This is a genomic window from Klebsiella sp. K5-306 (assembly GCF_051835185.1).
GTDB lineage: Bacteria > Pseudomonadota > Gammaproteobacteria > Enterobacterales > Enterobacteriaceae > Klebsiella > Klebsiella oxytoca.
In genome coordinates, this window is sequence record NZ_JAIFJY010000014.1 from 118239 (window position 1) to 144996 (window position 26758).

At 59.1% G+C, this 26758-nt stretch carries 23 protein-coding genes; 11 read left to right on the plus strand and 12 right to left on the minus strand.

The window, feature by feature from the left end; genetic code table 11:
- Nucleotides 1-123 precede the first annotated feature (123 nt).
- The 5 genes from K2184_RS20550 to K2184_RS20570 are packed head-to-tail and all read left to right on the plus strand — an operon-like array spanning nt 124 to nt 7121.
- Nucleotides 124-1212 carry an ATP-binding protein gene (locus K2184_RS20550; protein ID WP_004103818.1) on the plus strand — a complete coding sequence of 363 codons (1089 nt, stop codon included), beginning with the start codon at nt 124-126 and terminating at the stop codon, nt 1210-1212.
- 10 nt (nt 1213-1222) lie between these two features.
- Entirely contained in the window at nt 1223-3508 is a 2286-nt protein-coding gene (locus K2184_RS20555; RefSeq protein WP_023329872.1) for a DUF5682 family protein, read from the plus strand.
- Nucleotides 3508-4644 carry a vWA domain-containing protein gene (locus K2184_RS20560; RefSeq protein WP_016809247.1) on the plus strand — a complete coding sequence of 379 codons (1137 nt, stop codon included), beginning with the start codon at nt 3508-3510 and terminating at the stop codon, nt 4642-4644. The genes K2184_RS20555 and K2184_RS20560 overlap by 1 nt, the downstream gene beginning before the upstream one ends.
- Nucleotides 4641-6647: an SWIM zinc finger family protein gene (locus K2184_RS20565; RefSeq protein ID WP_049592929.1), complete on the plus strand. Its 2007-nt coding sequence runs from the start codon at nt 4641-4643 to the stop codon at nt 6645-6647. The genes K2184_RS20560 and K2184_RS20565 overlap by 4 nt, the downstream gene beginning before the upstream one ends.
- A 12-nt stretch (nt 6648-6659) precedes the next feature.
- A complete protein-coding gene (locus K2184_RS20570) occupies nt 6660-7121 on the plus strand; it encodes a YehR family lipoprotein (RefSeq protein WP_049592928.1) in 462 nt (153 codons plus the stop codon).
- A 124-nt stretch (nt 7122-7245) separates the two neighbouring features.
- Here the strand turns inward: K2184_RS20570 and K2184_RS20575 are convergent, their stop codons facing one another.
- Genes K2184_RS20575 through K2184_RS20585 form a run of 3 tightly spaced genes read right to left on the minus strand, consistent with a single transcriptional unit; the run spans nt 7246 to nt 10168 of the window.
- Complete coding sequence (locus K2184_RS20575) at nt 7246-7713, minus strand: DUF1456 family protein (RefSeq protein WP_004103827.1); 468 nt, start codon at nt 7711-7713, stop codon at nt 7246-7248.
- A 53-nt stretch (nt 7714-7766) separates the two neighbouring features.
- Nucleotides 7767-8486, minus strand: a complete 720-nt coding sequence (gene btsR, locus K2184_RS20580) for a two-component system response regulator BtsR (protein WP_004103829.1) — start codon at nt 8484-8486, stop codon at nt 7767-7769.
- The gene (locus tag K2184_RS20585) at nt 8480-10168 is read right to left on the minus strand and encodes a sensor histidine kinase (protein WP_004103831.1); all 1689 of its coding nucleotides are present in this window, start codon (nt 10166-10168) and stop codon (nt 8480-8482) included. Before K2184_RS20585 ends, btsR begins: the two co-directional genes overlap by 7 nt.
- A gap of 210 nt (nt 10169-10378) precedes the next feature.
- On the opposite strand from K2184_RS20585, the gene K2184_RS20590 reads away from it, so the two are divergent.
- Both K2184_RS20590 and K2184_RS20595 read left to right on the plus strand, forming a co-directional pair.
- The gene (locus K2184_RS20590) at nt 10379-11137 is read left to right on the plus strand and encodes a MerR family transcriptional regulator (RefSeq protein ID WP_064356034.1); all 759 of its coding nucleotides are present in this window, start codon (nt 10379-10381) and stop codon (nt 11135-11137) included.
- 282 nt (nt 11138-11419) lie between these two features.
- Nucleotides 11420-11533 (plus strand): protein YohO, encoded by a 114-nt coding sequence (locus K2184_RS20595; protein ID WP_004103838.1) that lies wholly within the window; start codon nt 11420-11422, stop codon nt 11531-11533.
- Here K2184_RS20595 and K2184_RS20600 read toward each other — a convergent pair.
- The 5 genes from K2184_RS20600 to bglX all read right to left on the minus strand — a co-directional run bounded on the left by K2184_RS20600 (nt 11508) and on the right by bglX (nt 17715).
- A complete protein-coding gene (locus K2184_RS20600) occupies nt 11508-12245 on the minus strand; it encodes an ABC transporter permease (protein WP_004103840.1) in 738 nt (245 codons plus the stop codon). The genes K2184_RS20595 and K2184_RS20600 overlap by 26 nt on opposite strands.
- Nucleotides 12229-13176: an ABC transporter ATP-binding protein gene (locus K2184_RS20605; RefSeq protein ID WP_023321327.1), complete on the minus strand. Its 948-nt coding sequence runs from the start codon at nt 13174-13176 to the stop codon at nt 12229-12231. The genes K2184_RS20600 and K2184_RS20605 overlap by 17 nt, the downstream gene beginning before the upstream one ends.
- On the minus strand, nt 13169-14326 hold the full coding sequence (locus K2184_RS20610) for an ABC transporter permease (protein ID WP_049594111.1): 1158 nt from the start codon (nt 14324-14326) through the stop codon (nt 13169-13171). The genes K2184_RS20605 and K2184_RS20610 overlap by 8 nt, the downstream gene beginning before the upstream one ends.
- A 7-nt stretch (nt 14327-14333) precedes the next feature.
- Entirely contained in the window at nt 14334-15251 is a 918-nt protein-coding gene (gene osmF / locus K2184_RS20615) for a glycine betaine ABC transporter substrate-binding protein OsmF (RefSeq protein WP_004114076.1), read from the minus strand.
- A 166-nt stretch (nt 15252-15417) separates the two neighbouring features.
- Nucleotides 15418-17715, minus strand: coding sequence for a beta-glucosidase BglX (gene bglX, locus K2184_RS20620; RefSeq protein ID WP_049127883.1), 2298 nt, complete (start codon nt 17713-17715; stop codon nt 15418-15420).
- 194 nt (nt 17716-17909) lie between these two features.
- Between bglX and dld the strand changes: the two genes are divergently transcribed.
- Together dld and K2184_RS20630 are read left to right on the plus strand one after the other, a co-directional pair.
- Nucleotides 17910-19652 (plus strand): D-lactate dehydrogenase, encoded by a 1743-nt coding sequence (dld, locus tag K2184_RS20625; protein WP_049127884.1) that lies wholly within the window; start codon nt 17910-17912, stop codon nt 19650-19652.
- A gap of 93 nt (nt 19653-19745) precedes the next feature.
- Entirely contained in the window at nt 19746-20300 is a 555-nt protein-coding gene (locus K2184_RS20630; protein ID WP_004103848.1) for a GNAT family N-acetyltransferase, read from the plus strand.
- Between the two features lie 156 nt (nt 20301-20456).
- Here the strand turns inward: K2184_RS20630 and pbpG are convergent, their stop codons facing one another.
- Nucleotides 20457-21404 (minus strand): D-alanyl-D-alanine endopeptidase, encoded by a 948-nt coding sequence (gene pbpG / locus K2184_RS20635; RefSeq protein ID WP_004103849.1) that lies wholly within the window; start codon nt 21402-21404, stop codon nt 20457-20459.
- A 173-nt stretch (nt 21405-21577) separates the two neighbouring features.
- On the minus strand, nt 21578-22165 hold the full coding sequence (locus tag K2184_RS20640) for a Yip1 family protein (protein ID WP_004103850.1): 588 nt from the start codon (nt 22163-22165) through the stop codon (nt 21578-21580).
- A gap of 155 nt (nt 22166-22320) precedes the next feature.
- On the opposite strand from K2184_RS20640, the gene K2184_RS20645 reads away from it, so the two are divergent.
- Nucleotides 22321-22890, plus strand: a complete 570-nt coding sequence (locus tag K2184_RS20645; protein WP_004103851.1) for a DedA family protein — start codon at nt 22321-22323, stop codon at nt 22888-22890.
- A gap of 104 nt (nt 22891-22994) precedes the next feature.
- On the opposite strand, the gene mdtQ is transcribed toward K2184_RS20645, so the two are convergent.
- A complete protein-coding gene (mdtQ, locus tag K2184_RS20650) occupies nt 22995-24434 on the minus strand; it encodes a multidrug resistance outer membrane protein MdtQ (protein WP_049592926.1) in 1440 nt (479 codons plus the stop codon).
- Nucleotides 24435-24553: 119 nt separating this feature from the next.
- Here mdtQ and K2184_RS20655 point away from each other — a divergent pair, with 119 nt between their 5' ends.
- On the plus strand, nt 24554-25288 hold the full coding sequence (locus K2184_RS20655; protein ID WP_049592925.1) for a class I SAM-dependent methyltransferase: 735 nt from the start codon (nt 24554-24556) through the stop codon (nt 25286-25288).
- Nucleotides 25289-25351: 63 nt separating this feature from the next.
- Here the strand turns inward: K2184_RS20655 and K2184_RS20660 are convergent, their stop codons facing one another.
- Nucleotides 25352-26746 carry a glycoside hydrolase family 1 protein gene (locus K2184_RS20660; protein ID WP_004114081.1) on the minus strand — a complete coding sequence of 465 codons (1395 nt, stop codon included), beginning with the start codon at nt 26744-26746 and terminating at the stop codon, nt 25352-25354.
- Nucleotides 26747-26758 lie beyond the last annotated feature (12 nt).

The window sequence follows — 26758 nt, forward strand, 5'->3', positions numbered from 1 at the left end:
CGCAGGAAGATGTTGCGTTAAACATAATCCGATATATCAAGCTCAGAAATAAAGCACCTCACGCAATCTGCTGCGCATAAATAAAGGTCTAACGATTACCGCTGTCTCTTTAAGGAAGAAACGATGATACAACAGGAAAAACATCTTCAGCGCCCCCCAGCCGCCGTGCTCTACGCCGATGAACTCGCGCGGCTGCAACAGAATGACCCTTTCCCCTGCCCGCCCGGCTGGCAGTTAAGCCTGCCTGCGGCGCGCGCGTTTATCCTCGGCGATAGCGCTCGCGACATCAGCCGTAAAGTGGTTATCAGCCCCGCCGCCGTCGAGCGGATGCTGGTCACGCTGGCGACCGGACGCGGCCTGATGCTGGTCGGTGAGCCGGGCACGGCAAAATCGCTGCTCTCAGAGCTGCTGGCCACCGCCGTCTGCGGCGATGCCGGGCTCACCATTCAGGGCGGTGCGTCGATTACCGAAGATCAAATCAAGTACGCCTGGAACTATGCGCTGTTGATCAACCAGGGACCCTCGACCCAGGCGCTGGTGCCCGCACCGCTGTATCAAGGCATGCGCGACGGGAAAATCGTCCGCTTCGAAGAGATAACCCGCACGCCGCTGGAGGTTCAGGACTGCCTGCTGGGGATGCTTTCCGACCGGGTAATGGCGATCCCGGAGCTGAGCGGTGAGGATAGCCTGCTCTATGCCCGCGCCGGGTTTAATATCATTGCGACCGCCAATACCCGCGATCGCGGGGTCAACGAAATGAGCGCGGCGCTCAAACGTCGCTTCGACTTCGAAACCGTCTTTCCAATCATGGATTTTCAGCAGGAGCTGGAGCTGGTGGCTAACGCGTCGGCCCGCCTGCTGGCGCATAGCGGCATTCCGCATAAAGTGCCCGATGCCGTACTGGAACTGCTGGTCCAGACCTTCCGCGATCTGCGCGCCGAGGGCGGAAAGAAAACCTCAATGGATACTCTCAACGCGATTATGTCCACCGCCGAAGCGGTTAACGTCGCCCACGCCGTCGGCGTGCGTGCCTGGTTTCTGGCCGCTCGCGCCGGAGAGCCCGCCGACCTGGTAGACTGCATCGCCGGTACAATCGTCAAAGATAACGAGGACGACCGCGCCCGCCTGCGCCGCTATTTTGAGCAGCGCGTCGGCACGCATAAAGAAGCCCACTGGCAGGCCTATTATCAGGCCCGCCACCGCCTGCCGTGAGGGAACACGCATGCCAGAGCAGCCGTTAATTATCGGCGTTCGACACCACAGCCCGGCCTGCGCCAGGCTGGTAAAAGAACGCATCGAACAAACGCGTCCGCGCTACGTTCTGATTGAAGGTCCGGTGGACTTTAATCAGCGCCTGGATGAGCTGTTTTTACCCCATCAATTGCCCATCGCCATCTACAGCTACTGCCAGTCTCAGGAGGGCGGCGCGGCGGGACGCGGTGCCTGGACGCCGTTTGCCGAATTCTCCCCCGAGTGGCAGGCGCTGCTGAGCGCCCGGGCGACGGGCGCGCATATTCGCTTTATCGATTTACCGGTCTGGGCGCAAAGAGAGGATGACAGCGATGCCTCTGACGCTCGCCGCGCCGATGACCAGCAGCGCCTGTTTGCCGCCAGCGGAATGGAGAATACCGACGCGCTGTGGGACCATCTGTTCGAAGATGAAACCCAGCGCGCCGGACTGGAGCAGGCGCTGGAAACGTACTTTATCCAGCTGCGCGGCGATAGCAGCGGCGGAGAAAACAGCCGGCAGCGGGAAGCCTGGATGGCCCGCTGGGTGGCATGGGCCATGCAGCAAAATGACGGCCCGGTCGTGGTGGTCTGCGGCGGCTGGCACGCCCCGGCGCTGGCTACCCTGTGGCGGAATTGCCGGGCGCCAGCGCAGGAACCTGAATCCCCGCCGCCACCGACGCCCGACGCCGTCACCGGCTGCTACCTCACCCCCTATAGCGAAAAACGGCTGGACGTTCTGGCGGGCTATCTTTCCGGGATGCCGGCGCCGGTCTGGCAAAATTGGTGCTGGCAGTTGGGCCTGCGTCAGGCCGGGGAACGGCTGCTGAAAACTATCCTCGCCCGCCTGCGCCAGCATCGCCTTCCCGCCTCAACGGCCGATTTCGCTGCCGCCCACCTGCGCGCAATGGCGCTGGCGCAGATACGCGGCCATACCCAGCCGCTGCGCTGCGACTGGCTTGACGCGCTGGCGGGCTCGTTAATCAAAGAAGCGCTCAATGCCCCGCTACCGTGGAGCTATCGCGGCGTGATTCATCCGCAAACCGATCCGATTCTGCTGACCATCGTGGATGCGCTGGCGGGAGCCGGTTTCGGCAAGCTCGCTCAGGGAACGCCGCTGCCGCCGCTGCCGCAGGACGTCGATCGCGAGCTGGCGCGCGTCGGGATCGCCGTACCGGCAAACCTGAACATCAATCGCTATACGCCCGAGGGATTAGCAAAAAGTCAGGTCTTACACCGGTTGGCCATCCTTGACATTCCCGGTTTCCAGCAGCAAACGGGCAGCGCGGTGACGCTTTCCGGCGATGGCGAAGAGCGCTGGCGACTATTTCCAACCCTGGAGCAGCACGCGGTCCTGATCGAGGCCTCCCGCTACGGCGCTTCCCTGGCGGAGGCCGCGCGCCAGCGGCTGGAAGCGGCTATTCTGGCCTCCGGGGGGATCAAAAGCCTGGCCGCCAGCCTGAATCAGGCCGCGCTGGCGGGTCTCTCCACCTTCAGCCAGCAGATGCTGGAACAGCTGGCGCAGCTGATTGCCGAAGAGAGCCAGTTTGCCGAAATGGGGCCAGCGCTGGAGGTGCTTTACGCCCTCTGGCAGCAAGATGAGAGCAGCGGTATGCAAAACGCCGCGGTGCTGGAAATCACGCTTTGCGCGGCGCTTGACCGGACGCTGTGGCTTTGCGAATCCAGCGGCGTTGCCGACGAGCAGCAGTTTCACGCCCATCTGCATAGCTGGCGCACCCTGTGCCACATCCTGCGCGATCTCCACAGCGGCAGCGTTTTACCGGGAGTTTCGCTCAGCGCCGCCCTGGCGCTGCTTGAACGGCGAATTCACGCCGCAGATGCCGCACCGCTCGACCGCGGCGCGGCGCTCGGCGCGCTGATTCGTCTTGAGCATCCCGCGGCAACCGCTGAAGCAGCGCTGACCCTGCTGACGCAGCTCTCTCCGCAGCGTCTGGGAGAGGCGGTCCACGGTATGCTGGCGCTGGCGCGCCATCAGCTCGCCTGTCAGCCCGCTTTTATCGCGGGATTCAGCGCGCTGCTCGCCCGGCTGGCGGACGATGAGTTTATTCTCGCGCTGCCGGATCTGCGGGCGGCGATGGCGTGGCTGCCGCCTCGGGAACGCGGCGAGCTGGCCCGCCAGGTGCTCGATCACTATCACATGTCCATGCTACCGACCTCTGCGCTACAGGCGCCGGTTGCCTGCTCGCCGGAGCAGTTAATCTATCATCAGCAGCTGGAACAGCAGGCGCTGGCCGCGCTACGCCATTGGGGAGTACGCTAATGAACAGGTTATCCGATATTCTGGCAACCCAGGAGCTCCAGCGCTGGCGGCTGATTCTGGGCGAGGCCGCCGAAAACAGCCTCGGCGGCCTTGATGAGCATGCCCGTCAGGTAGACCATGCGCTGGAGTGGCTCTACGGCCGCGATCCGGAGCGACTACGGCGAGGCGAGCGCCAGGGTGGACTGGAGGATTCCAGCCTGACGACGCCGGAATGGATCAACGCTATCCACTCGCTTTTTCCGCAGCCGGTTATCGAGCGGCTGGAGAGCGATGCGGTACTGCGCTACGGCATCGATGAGGTGGTGACCAATCTGGAAGTGCTTGAACGTATCGAGCCTTCCGAAAGCCTGCTGCGAGCGGTACTGCATACTAAACATCTGATGAATCCAGACGTGCTGAACGCCGCCCGCAAGCTGGTGCGCCAGGTGGTAGAGCAAATTATGGCCCGGCTGGCGACAGAGGTGCGCCAGGCTTTTTCCGGCGCGCGCGATCGGCGCCGCCCCTCGCGTATCCCGCTGGCGCGCAACTTCGACTTCAAGAATACCCTGCGCGCCAACCTCAAGCACTGGGACCCGCAGCGCAGCAAGCTGTACATTGAATCGCCTAAGTTTATCAGCCGTATTAAACGCCACAGCGAAAAATGGCAGCTGATTTTGCTGGTCGATCAGAGCGGTTCGATGGTGGATTCCGTTATCCATTCGGCGGTTATGGCGGCCTGCTTATGGCAGCTGCCCGGCATTCGTACGCACCTCGTGGCGTTTGATACCAGCGTGGTGGATCTCACGGACGACGTTGCCGACCCGGTAGAGCTGCTGATGAAAGTTCAGCTCGGCGGCGGGACCAATATCGCCCAGGCCGTTGAATATGCGCGACAGCTGATTGAACAACCGCAAAAAAGCGTCATCGTGCTGGTGAGCGACTTTTTCGAAGGCGGGGCGAACTCGCTACTGATTAATCAGGTCAAGCTGAGCGTGCAAAGCGGCGCTAAAGTCCTCGGGCTGGCGGCGTTAGACAGTTCGGCATCCCCCTGTTATGACCACGATATGGCCCAGGCGCTGGTTAACGTCGGGGCGCAAATCGCCGCCATGACGCCCGGCGAGCTGGCCTCCTGGCTGGCGGAGAATTTACAATCATGATGCCTTTACGCCCCGAATTACTGGAACTCACCCCGCAGGCGCTCATGGCGCTAAGCAACGCCGGATTCGTAAAACGCAGCCAGAAAGAGCTGGATAACGGCAATATCCCCGAGCTTGCGCAGGATGAAGACGGCACCCTGACCGCCGTATTTCACGACGGCACCCGCACCCGGCTGGCAAAAGGCCAGGCGCTCAAAGAATCCAGCTGTACCTGCGGCGCCAGCGGCATGTGTCGTCATCGTGTGATGCTGATCCTCAGCTACCAGCGCGCCAATACCGGTGATGAGCATCCCGAAGGGGAACCGGAGAGCGGCGAACGCTGGCATCCGGGACTGTGGCAAGCGGAACTGGCCGCTCTCCCCGAGTCCGTTCTGAAGCGGGCGCAGCAGCTTGCGGATAAAGGCGTCGCGGTGGAGCTATTCTGCCGACCTAACGAAACGCCTTCGGCAAAGCTGCCGATGAGCGATGTGCGTTTTTATTCCCGCAGCAGCATCCGTTTTGCCCGCTGCGACTGCGTCGACGGCTCGCTGTGCGAACACGTGGCGCTGGCGGTTCAGGCTTTTACCGATGCCGAAGCCCAGCAGCCTGGCTTTACGCACCTGGTCTGGCAAACGCGCAGCCGCAAGGCCGCCGCCCGCGGAGGGCCTTTTGATACCCCTGACGGCGAGGCCTGTCGACAAAGCCTCCGCCAGCTCAGCCAACTGCTGTGGCAAAGCGGCGTCAGCCAGCCGCCTATTGGCTTCGAGGCTGCGTTCACCCGGGCGCAGCGCGCGGCGCAGACGGTAAACTGGCGCTGGGTCGTCGGCGCGCTTGCTCAGCTTCGTGAAGGCGTCGAGGCCCTTCAGCAGCGCGCCAGTCATTACCATCCTGAACAGCTTCTCAGCCAGCTGGCAGGACTTAACGCCCGCCTTGAGAGCGCCGACAGAATGGCGCAGCTTGCCGATGCCGACCAGACGCCGCCCCTGCCGTGGCGCACCGTGGTGGGCCAGGGTATCGCCGGTGAAGCGCTGCTCGATCATTTGCGACTTATCTCCCTGGGAATGCGCAGCTGGCAGGATAATCACCGCTACGGTTTACGCATCTGGTTTAGCGACCCGGATACCGGCAGCATTATGCATCTGTCGCGCAGCTGGCCGCTGGCGGAACGGGCGCAAAGCCCGCTGTGGCAGCGCCGCCTGTTTAGCTTCCAGGCCGGCGCGCTGGCGGGCGGGCAGATAATTACTCAATCAGCGAGCCGCAACGCCAGCGGCGAACTGCTGCTGAGCGCGCGCCACCGCCTGAGCAGCAACATTCCGCTCAGTGAAGAGGCCTGGCTTTTGCTCAGCGCGCCGCTGCGCCAGCCGGGGGTTGCGGCGCTGCGTGAGTATCTGCGCCAGCGCCCTCCGGCGTGGGTGCGTCCGCTTAATCAGGTGGATAATCTGTTTATTTTGCCGGTGGATGCCTGTCTTGCCGTCGGATGGGACGCCGCCCGGCAAACGCTGGATGCGCAGGTTCTCAGCGGCGAAGGGCAAGACAACGTTTTGCTGCTGTCCCTTCCCGCCGCCGCCAGCGCGCCCTATGCCGTTGAGCGAATGGCGGCGCTGCTCAGCCAGGCGGACGATCCGGTAGTGATGGTGTCCGGGATGGTCACCTTTAGCCGCGGGCAGCTTAGCCTGGAGCCGCTGGTAATGATGACCCGCACCCGCGGCTGGGCGCTGAACGCGGAACCGCTTCCCGTTGGGCCGCTGCCTGCCGGCGATATCCTGCCGCCGCGGTCGCTGGCCCTGACGCTGTTGCAGCGCACCCGGGCGCTGCTGATCCAGATTATGCACAACGGCCTGCGCTATCAGCAAAAGGGCCTTTTTCGCGAAGCGATGACGCTGAGCGACGATTTAACCAACGGCGGATTTAATCATCTCGCGCGCCTGCTCCACCAGTTGGCCGAGCGCGAAACGGCGACTTCCGAGGAGACGCTCAGCGCTATCGCCCAACTCTGTATACAATTAGAGATGATGATTGATTAACAAGGAATGATAATGAAATTTAACCGCAGGATTACCGCCGCTCTGGGCGCAACGTTAATGATGGCCGCGCTCGTCGGCTGCGATAACAACAAAGATGAGGTCAAGACGTTTCACAACACGATGAACGGCGTAGACCTGACCTATACCTATCACTACAAAGACGATGTCGTTACCCGCCAGGACGCGGAGAATACTATTCCCTATACATCACTCGGGGTGAGTAACGAAGAGCAGGCGCGCAAGATCATCGATCCTATCGGCGTGGCCTACAGCAAAATCAAAGGCGTCTCCCACAGCGTCGACTATAAAGAGAGCGCCGCGCAGGAACACCTCTCCATCGACTTTAATCAGGCTAAAATCAGCGAGCTGTGTCAATTACCCGGGGCCAGCTTTACCGACTGTTCGCAAAAGTTTATTTCGCTGAGCGAGTCGGAAAAAATGTTGAAATCACAGGGTTTTAAAGAAGTGAAATAACCCAGACTGGCGCGGAGAACTCCCGGCTTACGCTACGCTTAGCCGGGCTACCCCGGTCAGGCTACAGGGCCGTACATTCGGGGAGCCTGGCTCTGGCGTTAACGCCGCAAGCCGGGGAGGCATATCAGGATTTCGCGTGTTCGCGCTCGGTCAGCCCGCGCAGGAAATAGCGCAGAAACTGGTCGCCGCATTCGCGGAAATTTTTATGCTCCGGGGCGCGCATCATGGCGGTGATTTCCGGCATCGAGACGCGGAATTTCTGCTGGGTGAGGATAGCGAGAATGTCATCCGTCTTCAGGGAAAAGGCAATACGCAGTTTTTTCAGCACGATATTATTATTCACCCGGCGTTCGACCGCCAGCGGCGGCGCCGACGCATCTTTACCGCGTTTGTCGTAAATCAGGCCGTTGAGAAAATTCGACAGCACGACATCCGGGCAGCGCACAAACCCCTCTTCGTCTTCTTTTTTCAGCCAGGGTACCAACTGTTCGGCGCTGACCGGCGCATCCGCCAGCGCAAAAATACGTACCAGGCCGCTGTTATTGGTTTTCAGGGTGTAGCGCAGGCTACGGAGAATATCGTTACTGATCATATTGCCTTCATGATGAAAAATTCTGCCGCACAGTTTATCACGATTCCGCCGTTTTACAGACCAATCGCCTCTTTCAGGCTTTTCAGATAACGGCGGCTCACCGGCACCGTTTGCCCGGCTCGCATCAGCAGCTCCGCCTGGCCGTTTTCCTCAAAGCGGATCTCCTTGAGATGGGACATGTTAACCAGGTACTGGCGATGGCAGCGCAGCAGCGGCGTTCGGCTCTCAAGGGTGCGTAAGGTGAGCTCGGTAAAACCCTCCTTTCCTTCGCGGTCGGTCACGTAAATCCCGCTCATCCGGCTGCTGACGAAGGCCACGTCTTCCATCTGCAGTAGCCAGATGCGGCTGTGGCCGGTGCAGGGAATATACTTTAGCGCCTGCTGGGTATCGTCGAGGGCGGTCATATCCTGCAGGCTGCGCTCCTGGCGCAGTCGAGCCAGCGTTTTTTCCAGCCTGGCGGACTCTATTGGCTTCAGCAAATAATCAAACGCGTGCTCTTCAAAGGCTTTCACCGCGTACTCGTCAAATGCGGTGAGAAAGACGATATAGGGCCGATGCTCCGGGTCAAGCATGCCAACCATCTCAAGACCGCTGATACGCGGCATCTGGATATCCAGAAACAGCACGTCCGGGTGCAGCTTGTGTACCGCGCCAATCGCCTCTACGGCATTTCCGCATTCGCCCACGATCTCGATATCCGGCTGGGTCTCCAGCAAAATACGCAGGTTTTCACGCGCCAGCGGCTCGTCGTCGACAATTAATACTTTTAACATGCGTTTTCCTCCAGAGGCAGTCTCAGCGTGACGCGGGTAAAACATTCCGGCTCGCAGGTGACGGTGATCCCGCAATCGGCGCCGAAGCGCGCCCGCAGACGGCGATCAACCAGATTCATGCCCAGTCCGCTGGCGCTGGGTTTGTCCTGGTATAACCCGGCGTTATCTTCAATATCCAGCTGCAGCCAGCGCTGGTACTGGCTGGCGCGAATGGTGATTTCCCCCACCCCAAGGTGCTGCGAAGTCCCGTGCTTAATGGCGTTTTCGACTATCGGCTGTAGGGTAAAAGCCGGCAGTTGATGCTGGGCCAGCGCTTCCGGCACCAGCATGTGGATCTGTAGGTTGGCCTGAAAGCGCGCTTTCTCAATCTGCAAATAGGCGTTTACATGTTCGATCTCATCCGCCAGGGTCACGATCTCCGCTGGCCGTTTCAGGTTTTTGCGGAAAAAGGTCGACAGATACTGCACCAGTTGCCCCGCCTGGTCGCTATCGCGGCGAATCACCGCTTTCAGGGTATTCAGCGCGTTGAACAGGAAGTGCGGATTCACCTGGGCGTGCAGCAGCTTGATTTCCGACTGCGTTAGCAACGCCTTTTGCCGCTCATACTGTCCGGCCAGGATCTGCGCGGATAACAGCTGGGCAATCCCCTCCCCCAGCGTGCGGTTGATGGAGCTGAACAGGCGGTTTTTCGCTTCATAAAGTTTTATCGTGCCAATCACCCGCTGATTCTCGCCGCGCAGCGGAATAACCAGCGTGGAGCCCAGCTTACAGTTAGGATGAATCGAGCAGCGGTAGGGCACCTCGTTACCGTCGGCATAGACCACCTCGCCGGTATCGATCGCCTTTTGGGTATAGAGCGAAGAAATAGGCTTACCGGGCAGATGGTGATCGTCACCGATCCCGGTAAACGCCAGCAGCTTGTCGCGATCGGTGATCGCCACCGCGCCGATATCCAGCTCCTGGATCAGTACCTGCGCGACCTTCATGCTGTTCTCTTCGTTAAACCCCTGGCGCAGGATCCCCTCCGTCGACGCCGCCACCTTCAGCGCGGTGGCCGAGAAAGCCGAGGTATATTTTTCAAACATCGCCCGCTTATCCAGCAGGATACGCATAAACAGCGCCGCCCCGACGGTATTAGTCACCATCATGGGGGCAGCGATGCTTTGTACCAGATGCAGGGCATCTTCGAACGGGCGAGCGATCAGCAAAATGATCAACATCTGCACCATTTCAGCAAAAAAGGTAATCGCACCGGCCGTGAGCGGGCTGAAGACTTTATCCGGTCGCCCGCGTTTAACCAGAATGCTGTGCACCAGCCCGCCGAGCAGTCCTTCAACGATGGTGGAAACCATACAGCTCAGCGCGGTCATGCCGCCCAGCGAGTAGCGATGAAGGCCGCCGGTCAGTCCCACCAGGCCGCCGACCACCGGCCCGCCTAGCAGGCCGCCCATCACCGCGCCGATGGCTCGCGTATTGGCGATCGAATCTTCGATATGCAGGCCAAAGTAGGTGCCGAGGATGCAGAAAATAGAGAAGGTTACGTAGCACAAGAGCTTATGCGGCAAACGGACGGTGACCTGCATTAACGGGATGAACAGACGCGTTTTGCTCATCAGCCACGCGATGACCAAAAACACGCACATCTGCTGAAGCAGCAGCAACACCAGATCAAACTCGTACATACCCGCAGACCACACTTCATTTGAAAGCGCGTAACATACACTGCTTGCTTATAACTTTCTTTGAAGCAATACATGAAAATGATAATTCATGTTCAGGATCACACTTCTTAGCGCCTCGACGATCCGTTTTTGTACAAAAAAAAGACAAAAATCTCCGCTTCGGCAAACAGCTTCTACAGTTAATAGAGGAGAACACAGCGGGAGGAGAAAATGGCGCTTTATACAATTGGCGAAGTTGCCCAGCTTTGCGATATCAATCCCGTGACGTTACGCGCCTGGCAGCGGCGCTACGGATTACTGAAACCTCAGCGTACCGACGGCGGCCACCGCCTGTTTAATGAATATGAGATAGACCGTATTCGCGAAATCAAACGCTGGATTGACTCCGGCGTGCAGGTCGGGAAAGTGAAAACGCTGCTGATGGATAATGAGCAGGAGAGGGTCGACGGCTGGCGCGATCGGCAGGAGATGCTGCTCGGCTATCTGCAAAACGGAAGTTATCATCGCCTGCGGATGTGGCTGAAGGAGCGTAACCACACCGACTCTGCGCAAACCCTGGTGAAGCACCTGGTTAACCCCTTACGCCAGCGCCTGCTCAGCCCGCAGCCAACGTTGCTGGCAATGCGGGGCATCCTGGACGGCATTCTGATTAATCATATCGCCCGATGCCTGTCCTCGACGGCAAAATATCCCGGCGACCATGCGCTGATTATGGGCTGGAATGTGAACGATATCACCCGGCTATGGCTGGAGGGCTGGATAGCCAGCGAACAGGGCTGGCGGGTGGATATTCTCGCCCATTCGCTGAACCAGATCCGACCGGAGCTTTTCCCCGACAGTACGCTAATGGTCTGGTGCGGAGAGGCGCCCTGTAGCGCCCAGGTGAATCAAATGCGTCAATGGGAGCAGCAGGGCCAGATTATCTGGCTGAATCACGCCACCGCAACGTCTCCCGGAGGCGGCGCCTGAGGCGCCTGTCCGGGCTACGGGTTACCGGCAATCTGTGGCCCGGTAGCCCGGCTAAGCGCAGCGCAAGCCGGGAAGAAGCCGCAGCAATACTACATCACGGCACATTCCCCGGGTTGCGGCGTAAACGCCTTACCCGGGCTACGGGTTATCGGCAATCTGTGGCCCGGTAGCCCGGCTAAGCGCAGCGCAAGCCGGGGGGCTGTCGTAGCTAAACCGCAATTAATGTTTCATTAACACCTGCGCTTCACCGTATAATCCTTGCGTTAACATCAGGAGCCTATTATGAAGCCAGCGAAAATTGCGGTTATTACTCTGTTCTTATTTATGGCCATCAGCGGCATCGGCGGCGTGATGCTGGCTGGCTATTCATTTATTGTTCGCGGCGGTGTCGGCTGATTAGCCGGGTCAGCCGTTCAAAGCCGCGATCGACGATAATCGCTGCCAGCGCCACCAGCAGCGCCCCCTGAATGACATAAGCGGTATTAAATCCGCTCAGGCCGATAACAATCGGCGTGCCGAGCGTATTCGCGCCGACGGTTGACGCAATGGTCGCCGTCCCCATATTCACGATGGTCGAGGTACGAATGCCAGCGAGCATCACCGGCGCCGCCAGCGGCAGCTCCACCTTTATCAATCTCTGCCAGCCGGTCATTCCCATCCCCTGAGCGATAGATAATACGCCGGACGGTACCGCCCCCAATCCCGCCAGCGTACCCTGTAAAACCGGCAATATGCCGTACAGCGCCAGCGCGATCAGCGCGGGCTGCCAGCCGAATCCCATCACCGGAACCGCAATCGCCAGCACCGCAACCGGTGGAAACGTCTGTCCCATCGCGGCGATCGTCTCTACCAGGGGGCGAAACTCATGGCCGGAAGGCCGGGTGACCGCAATCCCTGCCCCGACGCCCACCACCGTAGCCGCGAGGCTGGAGAGTGCCACCAGCCAACAGTGCGCCAGGGTCAGCGAAATAAAACTCTCCTGCTGATAAACCGGGCGCGGCAGCTCGGGAAACAGCGCGCTGAATAGCGGCGCGCTGTAGGGCAACGCCAGCAGCAGCGCGACAAACATTGCGCTCAGCCACAGCAGCGGATCACGTAGCACCTTCACGCCGGGCCTCCTCGCGCAGCAGGTCGGCAAAATGCAACGTCCCGCAGGACTCTCCCCGCTCATCCACTACCGGCAATACCTCGCAGCGATGAGCAATAAACTGCGATAGCGCCTCGCGCAGGGTCATCGCCACGTTTAACGCATCTCCCGCCAGGCGCTCATCGCGGCGCAGATAATCACTCACGCCGCGCAGCGACAGCAGGCGCACGCCCAGTTCGCTGCGGCCAAAGAAGGTCTGCACAAAGGTATTTTTTGGCTCCAGCAACATCTGCAGCGGCTCGCCCTGCTGCACTACTTCGCCGCCGTCCATCAACACCAGATGATCCGCCAGCCGCAGCGCCTCATCGATATCGTGGGTCACCAGCACAATCGTGCGTCCCAGCAGGCGATGAATGCGGATCATCTCCTGTTGCAGAGCTTCCCGCGTCACCGGATCGAGCGCGCCAAAGGGTTCGTCCATGAGCAACACCTGCGGATTCGCCGCCAGCGCGCGCGCCACGCCGACGCGCTGCTGCTGGCCGCCGGAAAGCTGATGGGGATAACGTTCGCGCAGCACCGGCTCGAGCCCCAGCAAGGCCATCAATTCATCAACCCGCGCCTGCGTTTTTTGCCGCGACCACTTTTGCAGCTGCGGAACGGTGGCAATGTTTTGCGCCACCGTCCAGTGGGGAAACAAACCGATGGACTGGATGGCGTAGCCCATTCTGCGGCGCAGTTCGAGCACCGGCTGCTGGCGGATATCCTGCCCGGCGAAACGGATCGTCCCGCTATCATGCTCCACCAGGCGATTGATCATCTTCAGCGTGGTCGATTTCCCCGAACCTGAGGTGCCAATCAGCACCGAAAATGCCCCCTCGCGCAGATGCAGATTGAGGTTTTTCACCGCAGGCTGTCCGGCAAAGGCTTTATTGACGCCGTCGAACTCAATCACGGACCTCTCCTTTGAGTAATGCGCCCCACAGCGCGAATAGCGCATCCACCACCACCGCCAGCGCGATGGTCGGGATCACCCCAAGCAGCACCAGATCCAGCGCGCTGCTGAGTAGCCCCTGGAAAACCAGCGCGCCAAAGCCGCCTGCACCAATCAGCGCTGCGACGACCGCCATACCGACGGTTTGTACGCTAACCACCCGCAGGCTGCGCAACAATACGGGCAATGCCAGCGGCAGCTGTACCTGACGAAACCGCTGTCCGCCGCTCATCCCCATCGCCACTGCGCTCTCCAGCGCTTCACGCGGAACCTGCTGCAGGCCGACCGTCACCCCGCGTACCAGCGGCAACAGCGCATACAGCACCAGCGCAATCAGCGCAGGCGTAATGCCGGTTCCGGAAACGCCGAGCTGGGCAAGCGAAGGAAACTGGCGCGCCAGCCCCGCCAGCGGCGCAATAAGCAGGCCGAACAGCGCCACGGAGGGAACGGTCTGAATCACATTGAGAACCGCAAAAACCGGCGATTGCCAGCGTGGGAAGCGCCAGAGCCAAACGCCAATGGGCAGCCCAATCAGCAGCCCCGGCAGCAGGGTACCGAGCAGCAGAGTCACATGCTGCGACAGCGCATCGTCAAACACTTCCCGGCGATTGAAATACTCTTTCAGCAGAGAGAGTTCATCGAGGCTCCCCAGTCCCAGCAGCAGCGCGGGCAGCAGCCAGATTTGCGCATTGAGCAACCAGCGCCACAGGGCACGGGAAGTCAGACGGCGAACGGCATCGCTGGCGATAAGCAGACAGAACGCCAGCGCCAGCCACAGGCCGCTGCCCGGCGAGGTACGGGCCAGCGACGAACCGTTCTGCGCCAGCTGCACCGCCGCCCCACCGGCCCCCCAAAGCAGCGCAGGCAGCAGCAGATCCGCCAGCAGGAAGATGACCAGCAGCGGGAAGCGCCCCGGCCGCCAGCACAGCAGCGCGATTAACAGCGCCGCCCCCGCCTGCACGCCCGCCAGCCATGGCCAGACCTGCCATAGCCAACGGCCCTCGCCGGATAACAGCCGGTTAGGCGCATAATTGATAAACGGCAGCGCCATCGCCAGCAGCAGTAATAATGCCAGCAGCAGCGCAACGCGGTTACAGCAACGAATCGTCACGCGAACTCTACTTCAGCAGCCCTTTTTGTTGCAGATAGTCGGCGGCGACTTTCTTCGCATCCAGGCCCTCTACCGCAATACTGGCGTTCAGCTTTTGCAGGGTCTTTTCATCCAGGCTGGCAAAGACCGGCTGTAGCCAGTCGGCTATCTGCGGGTATTCTTTCAGCACCGCTTCACGCACGACCGGGGCCGGGGCGTAAATTGGCTGCACGCCCTTCGGGTCGCTCAGGGTTTGCAGGCCCAGCGCGGCGACCGGGCCATCGGTGCCGTAGGCCATCGCCGCATTTACACCGGAGGTCTGCTGCGCCGCCGCTTTAATGGTGACCGCCGTATCGCCGCCCGCCAGCGACAGCAGCTGGTTCTGTTTGAGCGTAAAGTCGTAGGCTTTTTCAAATGCCGGCAGCGCGTCCGGCCGTTCAATAAATTCCGCCGAAGCGGCCAGCTTAAAGTCGCCGCCCTTTTGCAGATATCCGGCAAGGTCGCTTAACGAGGCGAGGTTATTTTTTTCTGCCAGATCCTGACGAACGGCGATGGTCCAGGTGTTGTTGGCCGGAGCCGGGGTAAGCCACACGAGCTTATTCTTTTCCGCGTCCAGCTTTTTGACTTTCTCGTAGCCCTGCTGCGCGTTTTTCCACGCTGGGTCGTTCTCCGCTTTAAAGAAGAAGGCGCCGTTACCGGTATATTCCGGATAGATATCCAGTTCACCGGCGGTTATCGCTCCGCGCACCACCGGCGTGGTGCCGAGCTGGATTTTATTGACGGTTTTCACTCCGTGGCTTTCCAGCACCTGCAAAATAATATTGCCGAGCAGCGCCCCTTCGGTATCGATTTTTGAGCCGACTTTAACCGGCTCCGCCGCCTGCAGCGGCAGACTTATCAGGGCCGCCAGCGCCAGCGTGCCGGACCACATACTTGCCTTTATCATTCTCGCGTCCCTCTTTAATTTGCGCTCCATTAACAGGAGCTTAAGCCAAAAGCGTAGTTCATTTGGGGCGGAGCGGAAAAAGAAAAGGCCGATAAATTGGCCTTTGGGATAAGGAATGCGTGTTCCCGTGCGGCGGCTACAGCCTTACCCGGGCGACAAAGCGCAATTACAGCAGTTCGAACTCGCCCTGCTTCACGCGGGCGGAATCGACGCCGATAAAGACGTTGAATTTGCCCGGCTCGGCGTCGTACTTCATCTGCTGGTTCCAGAACTTCAGCGCCTCAATGTCAATCGGGAAGCTGACGGTTTGCGTCTCACCCGGCTTGAGGGTCACCTTCTTAAAGCCGCGCAGCATTTTCACCGGCCGGCTCAGGGAAGCGGTGACGTCCTGCAGATAAAGCTGAATCACCGTCGCCCCTTCACGCTTGCCGGTATTGGTCACCTGCACGCTGGCGGTTACGCTACCGTCACGCTGCAGGGTCGGCGCCGACATTTTCACATCGGAAACGCTAAAGGTGGTATAGCTCAGGCCGTAGCCAAAGGGATAGAGCGGGCCGTTGGCCTCGTCAAAGTAGCGCGAGGTGTACTTGTTCGGCTTATCTGCATTGTACGGGCGACCGGTATTGAGATGGCTGTAGTAGGTTGGGATCTGTCCGACCGAACGCGGGAAGGACATCGGCAGTTTGCCCGACGGGTTGTAGTCGCCGAACAACACGTCGGCAATGGCGTTGCCGCCTTCGGTACCGGCGAACCAGGTTTCGAGTATCGCATCGGCCTGCTGATCCTCTTTCACCAGCGCCAGCGGACGGCCGTTCATCAGCACCAGCACCAGCGGTTTACCGGTCGCTTTCAGCGCGCTAATGAGGGCGCGCTGGCTCTGCGGCAGGGTGATGTCGGTGCGGCTGGAGGCTTCATGCGCCATACCCTGCGCTTCGCCCACCACGGCAACCACCACGTCGGACTGCTTCGCCGCTGCCACCGCTTCATCAATCATCTCCTGCGGCGAGCGTGGATCAACCTGCACCGCTTTCTCGTACAGATTAAGGAAGTCGACGATACCTTTATCATCAGTGACGTTGGCGCCTTTGGCATAGATGATTTTGCCCTGATCGCCCAGCGCCTTTTGCATTCCGGCCAGCACGGTGACCGACTGATCGGCCACGCCCGCCGCTGACCAGCTGCCCATCATGTCGCGCTTGCTGTCGGCCAGCGCGCCGATTACCGCGATAGTGCCCGATTTTTTCAGCGGCAGCGTGTCGAGACGGTTTTTCAGCAACACCAGGCTTTCGCGCGCCACTTCACGCGCTTCTTTACGATGCAGACGGCTTTCGGCGTTGGTATCCTGCGGATCGGAATCTTTCGGCCCCAGGTGGCTATAGGGATCGTTAAACAGCCCCATATCGTATTTGACGTTCAGCACGTGGCGGGTTGCGTCATCGAGCTCCGCCATCGTCACCTTGCCGGACTTCACCAGCCCGGGCAGATACTTACTGTAGTATTCATCGCTCATGCTCATGTTGATGCCTGACTTCAGCGCCACGCGCACCGCGTCTTCCGGGTCCGCGGCCACGCCGTGTTTGATCAACTCCTTTATGGCCCCATGGTCGGACACGGTGATGCCTTTGAAGCCCCACTGGTCGCGCAGCACGTCCTTCAGCAGCCAGGAATCCGAGGTTGCCGGAGTACCGTTAAGCGAGTTGAGCGCGACCATTACCGCGCCGCTGCCTGCGTCCAGCCCCGCTTTATACGGCGGCATATAGTCGTTAAACAGGCGCTGCGGGCTCATATCGACGGTGTTGTACTCTTTGCCGCCTTCGACCGCGCCGTAGGCGGCAAAGTGCTTAACGCTGGTCATCACCGAGTAGCGGTCCGCCGGGCTTTTGCCCTGCATGGATTTCACCATCTCTTCCCCCATGATGGTGGTGAGATAAGTGTCTTCGCCAAAGCCTTCCGAGGCGCGGCCCCAGCGCGGGTCGCGGGAGACGTCGACCATCGGCGCCCAGGTCATGTTCAGGCCATCGTCGGCCGCTTCGTAAGCTGAAATCCGCCCGACGGTATTCACCGCATCGAGGTTGAAAGAGGAAGCCAGGCCAAGAGATATCGGAAATACCGTGCGCTGGCCGTGCAGCACGTCAAAAGCGAAAAATAGCGGGATTTTCAGGCGGCTGAGCGCCATCACCTGATCCTGCATAGCGCGGATATCATGGCGGGTCACGGTGTTAAAAATCGCCCCTACCTGCCCCTCTTTTATCATTTCGCGGATGGCTTCTTTCGGGTTATCCGGACCGACGCTAATCAAGCGCAGCTGACCGATTTTTTCGTCCACCGTCATTTTCGTCAGCAGTTCGGTCACAAACGCATCCCGCGCCTGCGGCGTTAAGGGATGATTGCCGAACAATTCATCCGCCAGCGCGGGTTGCAGCGCCAGGCTCACAGCGACGCCTACAGTACAAAGCCATTTCATTTTTATCCCTCATTGTTCCAGTCGGCCAGATCGGCGAAAAGATAGCAAAAATCGAAGTCTGCCATAAACATAAACGAGACGCCTGAAGAAAGCGCGCGTTGTTCTCTGATTTTTCGAAACATTGATGCATCAAATTGTCATACAAAGGGCTATTCTTATTTTTGATAATTTTGTACCGCCACAAGGAGTGGAACATGTCATCTGCAACAACTCATAACAACGCTTTTCTGGCTGAACTCGCTCGCCTGGTTGGCTCCTCCCATCTGTTGACCGACCCGGCCAAAACTCAGCGCTATCGCAAAGGCTTCCGCTCCGGCCAGGGGGAAGCGCTGGCGGTGGTCTTTCCCGGCACGCTGCTGGAACTGTGGCGCGTGCTGAACGCCTGCGTCAACGCCGATAAAATCATTCTGATGCAGGCGGCAAATACCGGCCTGACCGAAGGCTCAACGCCGAACGGCAATGATTACGATCGCGACATCGTCATTATCAGCACCCTGCGCCTGGATAAACTGCACCTGCTGGATAAAGGCGAACAGGTACTGGCTTATCCCGGCACAACGCTCTATTCGCTGGAAAAAGCGCTGAAGCCGCTGGGTCGCGAACCGCACTCCGTCATTGGCTCATCCTGCATCGGGGCATCGGTGGTCGGCGGGATCTGCAACAACTCCGGCGGCTCGCTGGTACAGCGTGGCCCGGCGTATACCGAAATGTCGCTGTACGCGCAAATTGATGAAAACGGCAAGCTGACGCTGGTGAACCACCTCGGCATCGACCTCGGCACCACGCCGGAGCAGATCCTCAGCCGCCTCGACGACGAGCGGGTTAAAGATGAAGATGTCCGCCACGATGGCCGCCACGCTCACGATCATGATTACGTCACCCGCGTGCGCGACGTGAATGCCGATACCCCGGCGCGCTACAACGCCGACCCGGACCGCCTGTTTGAATCCTCGGGTTGCGCCGGCAAGCTGGCGGTGTTCGCCGTGCGCCTCGATACTTTCCCGGCGGAAAAACGCCAGCAGGTGTTCTACATCGGCACCAACCAGCCGGAAGTGCTGACCGAAATTCGCCGCCATATTCTCGCCGAATTCAGCCATCTGCCGGTTGCGGGCGAGTACATGCACCGCGATATTTACGACATCGCCGAGCAGTACGGAAAAGATACCTTCCTGATGATCGACAAGCTCGGCACCGATAAAATGCCGTTCTTCTTTACCATGAAGGGCCGCACCGACGCGATGCTGGAGAAAGTCTCTCTGTTTAAGCCGCACTTCACCGACCGCTTTATGCAGAAGCTGGGTCACGTCTTCCCGGCGCACCTGCCGGAGCGAATGAAAACCTGGCGCGATAAATATGAACACCATCTGCTGCTGAAAATGGCGGGCGATGGCATCGAAGAGGCCCAGGCATGGCTTGGAGAGTATTTCCAGAATGCCGAAGGGGATTTCTTCGTCTGCACCGCGGAAGAAGGCAGCAAAGCCTTCCTGCACCGCTTTGCCGCTGCGGGTGCGGCGATCCGCTATCAGGCGGTTCACGCCGATGAGGTGGAAGATATTCTGGCGCTGGATATCGCCCTGCGCCGTAACGATACCGAATGGTTTGAGCATCTTCCCGCCGATATTGACAGCCAACTGGTGCATAAGCTCTATTACGGTCACTTTATGTGTCACGTTTTCCATCAGGATTACATCGTGAAAAAAGGCGTCGATGCCCACGAACTGAAGGAGAAAATGCTGGTGCTGCTGAAGGAGCGCGGCGCTCAGTATCCCGCCGAGCATAACGTCGGCCATCTCTATGAGGCGCCGGAAAGCTTAAAACGTTTCTATCGTGAGAACGATCCAACCAACAGTATGAACCCGGGGATCGGCAAAACCAGCAAGCAAAAATACTGGGGAGAAACGCCGGATAACGCGGCAAGCCCTACCGACCCGCAATAATCCCCACGAGGGGCTGTTCAGCCGCGGGGCTTCTGTATTACGCTGCACGCCGGAGAAATCTCCTCTCCGGCAAACCCGCTTAAGGAACCCAACATGTCCGCAGTGGATAAATTACACGACGCTGACTTAGAGATCCGCGAGGCGCTGCCCGATGACGCCCACGCCATCGCCGCGCTGTACGTCTGGCACGTGCTCAATGGACGCGCCTCTTTTGAAGAGATCCCGCCGACCGTCGACGAGATGCGCAAGCGTATTAAAACCGTGCGCGATAGCGGGCTGCCGTGGCTGGTTGCCCTGTGGCGCGGAACCATCGTCGGCTACTGCTACGCCACGTTTTATCGCCCTCGCCCGGCCTACCGCTACACTCTCGAAGAGTCCATTTACGTGGAGGCGGGAATGGGCGGACGCGGCATCGGCAGCGCGCTGCTCTCCCGGTTAATAGAGAAATGCGAACAGGGACCGTGGCGACAGATGTTGGCCATTATCGGCGACGGCCACAGTAACGCCGCGTCGATTGCGATTCATAAAAAGTTCGGTTTTAGCGTGGCGGGCCAGCTGCGCAGCGTTGGTTATAAGATGGGCGACTGGCGCGACACCTTGATTATGCAGCGCCCGCTCGGCGATGGCGACTGGACGCTGCCGGAGTAACCCCTCGGGGTCGCGGGTAAGCGGTAGCCCGGACAGGCGCGCCAGCGCTGCCTCCGGGAAAATCCCCCGGCTCGCACTGCGCTTAGCCAGGCTACGGTTCAGCGCGGTTCTGTAGCCCGGATAAGGCGTTTACGCCGTAATCCGGGGAAATGGGGGTTAATCGTTCTGCGCGGTCTGCGCGCCGCCTTTCAGCATCGCATCGGCCATCTGCGCTTCGCGCTGTTTTTTATAGCTGAGCGCGGAAGCCGGAACCGGCATCACTTTCCCGGTTTCAATCCACGTTCTCAGACGGCTGGCATCGGCAAAGTGGGTATATTTGCCAAAAGCATCCATCACCACCAGCGCTACCGGGCGCTGATTAATCACCGTACGCATAATCAGGCAGTGGCCCGCAGCATTAGTAAAACCGGTTTTGGTCAGCTGAATATTCCAGTTATCACGATAGACCAGATGATTGGTGTTACGGAACGGCAGCGTGTAGGCGGGATGGGCGAAAGTCGCCATATCTTCCTTCGTGGTGCTCAGCTGGCCAATCAGCGGATACTGCTCGCTGGCGATCAGCAGCTTAGTCAGATCGCGCGCGGTGGAAACGTTATGAATCGACAGGCCAGTGGGCTCAACGTAACGGGTGCGGGTCATTCCCAGCGCCTGCGCTTTGGCGTTCATCGCGCGAATAAAGGCGTTATAGCCGCCGGGATAATGGTGCGCCAGGCTGGCGGCGGCGCGGTTTTCCGACGACATGAGCGCCAGCAGCAGCATATTGCGGCGGCTGATTTGGCTGTTCAGGCGAACGCGTGAATAGATCCCTTTCATTTCAGGCGTCTGGCTGATATCAACGGTCAGCATCTCATCAAGCGGCAGATGGGCATCCAGCACCACCATCGCGGTCATCACCTTGGTGATCGACGCCATCGGACGAACCAGATCCGGCTGGCTGGCATAGATGATCTTTTTGCTGGCAAGGTCGACGATCATCGCGCTGCCGGACGCAATATCCGGCTGGGAAGCGGACACCGCCGCGGGGGATTTAGCCATCGCCTGGGGCGCAAAAGGCACAGCCAGCAGCAACGTCAGGCTGAGCAAAGAAACTCGAAATTTGGTCATCGTGAACATTCTGAAAAGTATTTTTGCACGTTATGAACGTACGCCGCGGCGCTGGGGATAACACCGCTGGCAAAAATCATCATACCCTGTCAGAACGCGCGCTGGCTAATAAGAATCGTGAACAAATGCTGCATTGCCGACATAAAAAACTATTTATGCCGGCAATGAGTTAATCAGAAGAGTCGATAGCCGTAGCCCCAGAGGATCACGGTGATGGCGAGCAGCACTTCCAGCACCAGCACGCCAATCGCCAGGGTCGAGCTGGCGAAACTTAGCCCCTCTTCTTTATTGATGCCAAGGAAAGTCGGGATCCCGAGATACAGCAGATAGCCGGTATAGAGCAGCGCGACGGTTCCCACCAGCGCGCATAGCCACACCAGCGGATAGAGCGCCACGATCCCGCTCAGGAATAGCGGCGTGGCGACATAGCCGGCGAAAACCATACAGCGTTTAAGGGAAGGCCGCTGCGGATAGCTTCGTGCCATCCACCAGATAACCCGCCCCATCACCGCGACCCCGGCGAGCATCACGGCATAAAACAGCACCGCCAGCGCCAGGCCGGTCATCAGCGACAGTTTTATCACCGTGCCGTCGCCGAAGTTCCAGCCCAGCTGCGTGGTGCCGATAAAGGCGCAGATAACCGGAACCGCTGCCATAACCAGCACATGATGCGTGTAGTGATGCGAAACGGTTTCGTTTTCGCTTTTAATAACGCTCATCTCTTGATTAGGATGCGAGAAGAGCCCCCAGACATGGTTCATAGCGTCCCCCTTGTCACGGCGTGGTACAGCACTGATCCAAGTATAATTCACCTTGTAGATTATTTTGTGTACAGCAAGAAAAATGCGCTTCCCCGGCATTTTTATCATCAGGGTGTATGATTAAGGGACTGACGTTTTATGGAGTTTATCTTTATATGGATATCAATAACCTGATTACCCAGTACGGCTACGCGGCGCTGGTCATTGGCAGCATGGCGGAAGGCGAAACCATCACGCTGCTCGGCGGCGTGGCGGCACATCAGGGATTATTGAAGTTCTGGCTGGTGGTTATCTCGGTCGCCCTCGGGGGAATGATTGGCGATCAATTGCTTTATTTGCTCGGCAGACGCTTTGGCGGACGCATCCTGCGCCGGTTTTCCCGGCAGAAGAAGCGGATCCAGAAAGCCCAGCGCATGATCCAGCGTCGCCCCTACCTGTTTGTCATCGGCACCCGCTTTATGTACGGCTTCCGGGTTATCGGCCCGCTGCTGATTGGCGCCAGTCGACTGCCGCCGAAGGTGTTTCTGCCGCTGAATATTCTCGGCGCGATTATCTGGGCGTTAATTTTTACCACGCTCGGCTATCTCGGCGGCGAAGCGATAGGCCCGTGGCTGCACCATCTGGACGCGCATTTGAAACACTGGATCTGGCTGATTCTGGCGGTGGTGCTGGTGGTTGCGGCGCACTGGTGGCTAAAGCGCCGCGAGGCAAAGAAGAAAGAGTGATGAGAGTGCCCGGATGGCGGCATCAACACCTTATCCGGGCGACAGACCCACAGACCATGCGATCTGCAGCCCGGCTAATCGCAGCGCAAGACGGGGAAACCGAACTACTTCGCCGCCTGATGATACCCGCCGCCCAGCGCGGAGGTTAGCTGGATGCTGGCATCAAGCCACTGGCCGCGCAGACGCAGAGCGGTAATGCGCTCCTGCAAAGCGGGCAGCTTCGCCAGGCTGACGCGCGAACCGGAAATAATCCCGGCATTCATCCGCGCCTGCGCCAGAGCGACCATCCGCAGAGCATCCTTTTCAACCTGCTGCTGCTGCTGATTTTTCGCCATCAGCGTCTCAACCTGGCTGGCGGTTTTCGCCACCTGATTAACCGCATCGACCACCGCTTTGTTGTACTTCGCTATCGACAGGCCATTTTGCGCGCTGGCGATATCCAGATTCGCGTTCAGCCGACCGCTATCAAAGATCGGCAGGGTCAGCCCGGCAGTGACGCCCATCTGCTGGGCAGAGTGGCGGAACAGATCGCTGAGATGCAGAGCATCCTGTTGCAGGAAGGCCATCAGGTTGATATCCGGATAAAACGCGGCTTTCGCGGCATCAATTTCGCTTAAGGAAGCTTCGATATACCAGTGGGCGACCTGCAGATCAGGACGTCGCGCCAGCAGCTCATAGCCCAGCTCATTGGGCATTTGCGCGCTGACGGCAGGCAAATCCGCCGGATGCAGATTCAGCGCCTGGCTCTGATTGTTGGTCAGCGCCATCAGCCGCGCTTCAATCTCTTTCATACTGCCGGCAACGTCGGCAAGATGCTGATCGGTTTTACTGACGTTAATGTCGTTCTCCGCCCCTTCGGCCGAGTTGGTGATCCCACGTTGATACAGCGCAGTATCCACGGTAACGACGTTATTCTGTTCGCGCTTCATCTGCGTCAGCACGTTTTTAATGGCCGCCTCGGTCTGCCACTGCCAGTAAAGACGGGCGACGCTGCTGGCCAGCAGTTCACGGGTCTGGGCTTCTTCAGCGACCTGAGCTTTGACTTCACCGATTCGCGCTTGTAACAGCGCGCGGTTTTTACCCCACAGATCCAGGTCCCATCCGGCGGTCAGCCCGAAGGTACCGTTGGTGTACCACGGCCCGGTATTGCCGTCGGTATCGGTGGCAAACGGTCCCATCAGCCCCTCGGAAGACATTTTCTGCCGTTCAATATCGGCGGAAAAATCCAGATTCGGTCCCAGGGTGGATTGCGACATCCGCGCCTGCGCTTCCGCCAGTTTGATGCGCTGCCCGGCAATCTGCATGTCCGGCGCATTGGCTAAGGCACGCTGAATCAGGCTATTGAGCTGAGGGTCATGATAATCCTGCCACCAGTTGCTTTGCGGCCAGCCGTTTTTCACGGCGGCGGGCAGTTCCATTGCGATGTGGGATGCCGGGGTTTGCTGCTGGAGCGGATTGCCAATATCGTGCGATGGCGCGCAGCCCGCCAGCGCGATGGCCAGTGGCAGGCCAGCCAACGCGCGTTTGCTCAAAGTCAGGTTCATGAAATCGGTCAGGTGATTAAATAAGGTCGGGTATATTAAGCTAATTGCATCATAGCCGTTTAGTAAAGCGTGTGCCGTAACTATTAGCAGGCTAAAAATAAACTTCTCATGGAGTGAAAATGAGTCAGAACATCTATGACGATCCCGCTTTTTTTGCCGGATACGCCACCCTCGACCGTTCAGTTAAGGGGCTGGAAGGCGCGCCTGAGTGGCCAATCATACAGCAAATGCTTCCGCCGTTATCCGGTTTACGCGTCGTCGATCTTGGCTGCGGCTACGGCTGGTTTTGCCGCTGGGCCCGCGATCGGGGCGCCGCGCAGGTCGAGGGACTGGATCTCTCCAGCCGGATGCTGGAGCGCGCCCGCGAAATGACCCGCGGCGAAGGTATCCGCTACCGCTGTGAAAACCTGGAGAACCTGACCCTGCCCGCAAATAGCTGCGAGCTGGTCTATAGCTCGCTGGCGCTACACTATCTGCCCGATGTGGCGCCGCTGTTCGCTACCGTTTACCAGGCGCTGACGCCCGGCGGTACGCTGCTGTTCTCCGCCGAGCATCCCATCTATACCGCCCCGCCGCAGCAGAGCTGGCTGGAAGATGAGAACGGACAGAAGCGCTGGCCGGTGAGCCACTACCAGCAGGAGGGCGAACGTATCAGCAACTGGTTTGCCGACGGGGTGAAGAAGCAGCACCGCAAGCTGTCCACCTGGATAAACCTGCTGGTGGCCGCCGGTTTTATCATCGAGCATCTGGATGAATGGGGGCCAACGGCGGAGCAGATTGCCGCCCAGCCAGCGCTGGATGAAGAAAAAGAGCGGCCGATGATTTTTCTGCTGCGCGCGCGCAAGCCGGCGTAATACGCAAAATGGCCCGGAGGTTATCCGGGCCATATGGATGATGTTACTTTCGTGCTCAGGGCATTACTCTTTTAAGCTGCCGCCGTTAGTGGCAATCACCTCTTTATACCACCAGAAGCTCTTCTTGCGGCTGCGCGCCAGGGTGCCGTTGCCTTCATCATCGCGATCGACGTAGATAAAGCCATAGCGTTTGGACATCTCCGCTTTCGAAGCACTCACCAGATCGATAGGTCCCCAGCTGGTGTAGCCCATCACCTCAACGCCGTCTTCAATTGCCTCACGAACCTGCACCAGATGGTCGTTAAGGTAGCTGATCCGGTAATCGTCGTTGATGCTGCCGTCAGCTTCCACTTTATCTTTCGCGCCGAGGCCGTTTTCCACGATAAACAGCGGCTTCTGATAGCGATCCCACAGCACGTTCAGCAGCGTGCGCAGACCGAGCGGGTCAATCTGCCAGCCCCACTCCGAACTTGCCAGATGCGGGTTTGGCACCATGCTGAGAATATTGCCGCGCGATTTTTTGTTCAGCTCTTCGTCGGCGGTCACGCAGCCGGTCATATAGTAGCTAAAAGAGATAAAATCGACGGTCTCTCTCAGGGCTTCGCGATCGGCATCGGTGATCTCAAGGCTAATGCCGTTGTCGCGGAAATAGCGCAGCATATAGCCCGGATAAGCGCCGCGGCACTGGACATCGCCAAAGAACTGCCAGCTGCGGTTCTGCTGCAGCGTTTCAAAAATATCGTCCGGTTTGCAGCTCAGCGGATACATCAGGCCGCCGAGCAGCATATTGCCTATTTTGCCCTCAGGCACGATGTCATGGCAGGCTTTAACCGCCAGCGCGCTCGCCACCAGCTGATGGTGAATGGCCTGGTAAACGTCCGCTTTGCTGCTGTCAGCCGGCAGACCAACGCCGGTCATCGGCGCGTGCAGGGACATATTGATTTCATTGAAGGTCAGCCACAGCTTGACCTTCGTCTTGTAGCGCTCAAACACCGTACGGGCATAGCGTTCGAAGAAGCCAATCACTTTGCGATTGCCCCAGCCGCCGTAGTTTTTCACCAGCGCCCACGGCATCTCATAGTGCGACAGCGTCACCAGCGGAGTGATATTATGCTTCGCCATTTCGTCAAACAACTTGTCGTAAAAGGCCAGTCCGGCTTCGTTGGGCTGCGTTTCGTCGCCCTCAGGGAAAATACGCGCCCAGGCAATCGATACGCGCAGGCAGTTAAAACCCATTTCGGCAAAGAGGCTGATATCTTCCGGGTAACGATGATAGAAATCGATGGCGACGTCTTTTATGCCGCTATCGCCAGGTACGCGTTCTACCACATCGCCAAATACGCCGCGCGGTTGGACGTCAGAAGTGGTTAATCCTTTCCCCTCTTCCAGATAAGCGCCTTCGACCTGGTTTGCCGCGGTCGCGCCGCCCCATAAAAACGCCTGTGGGAATGTCTTCATTCATCTCTCTCC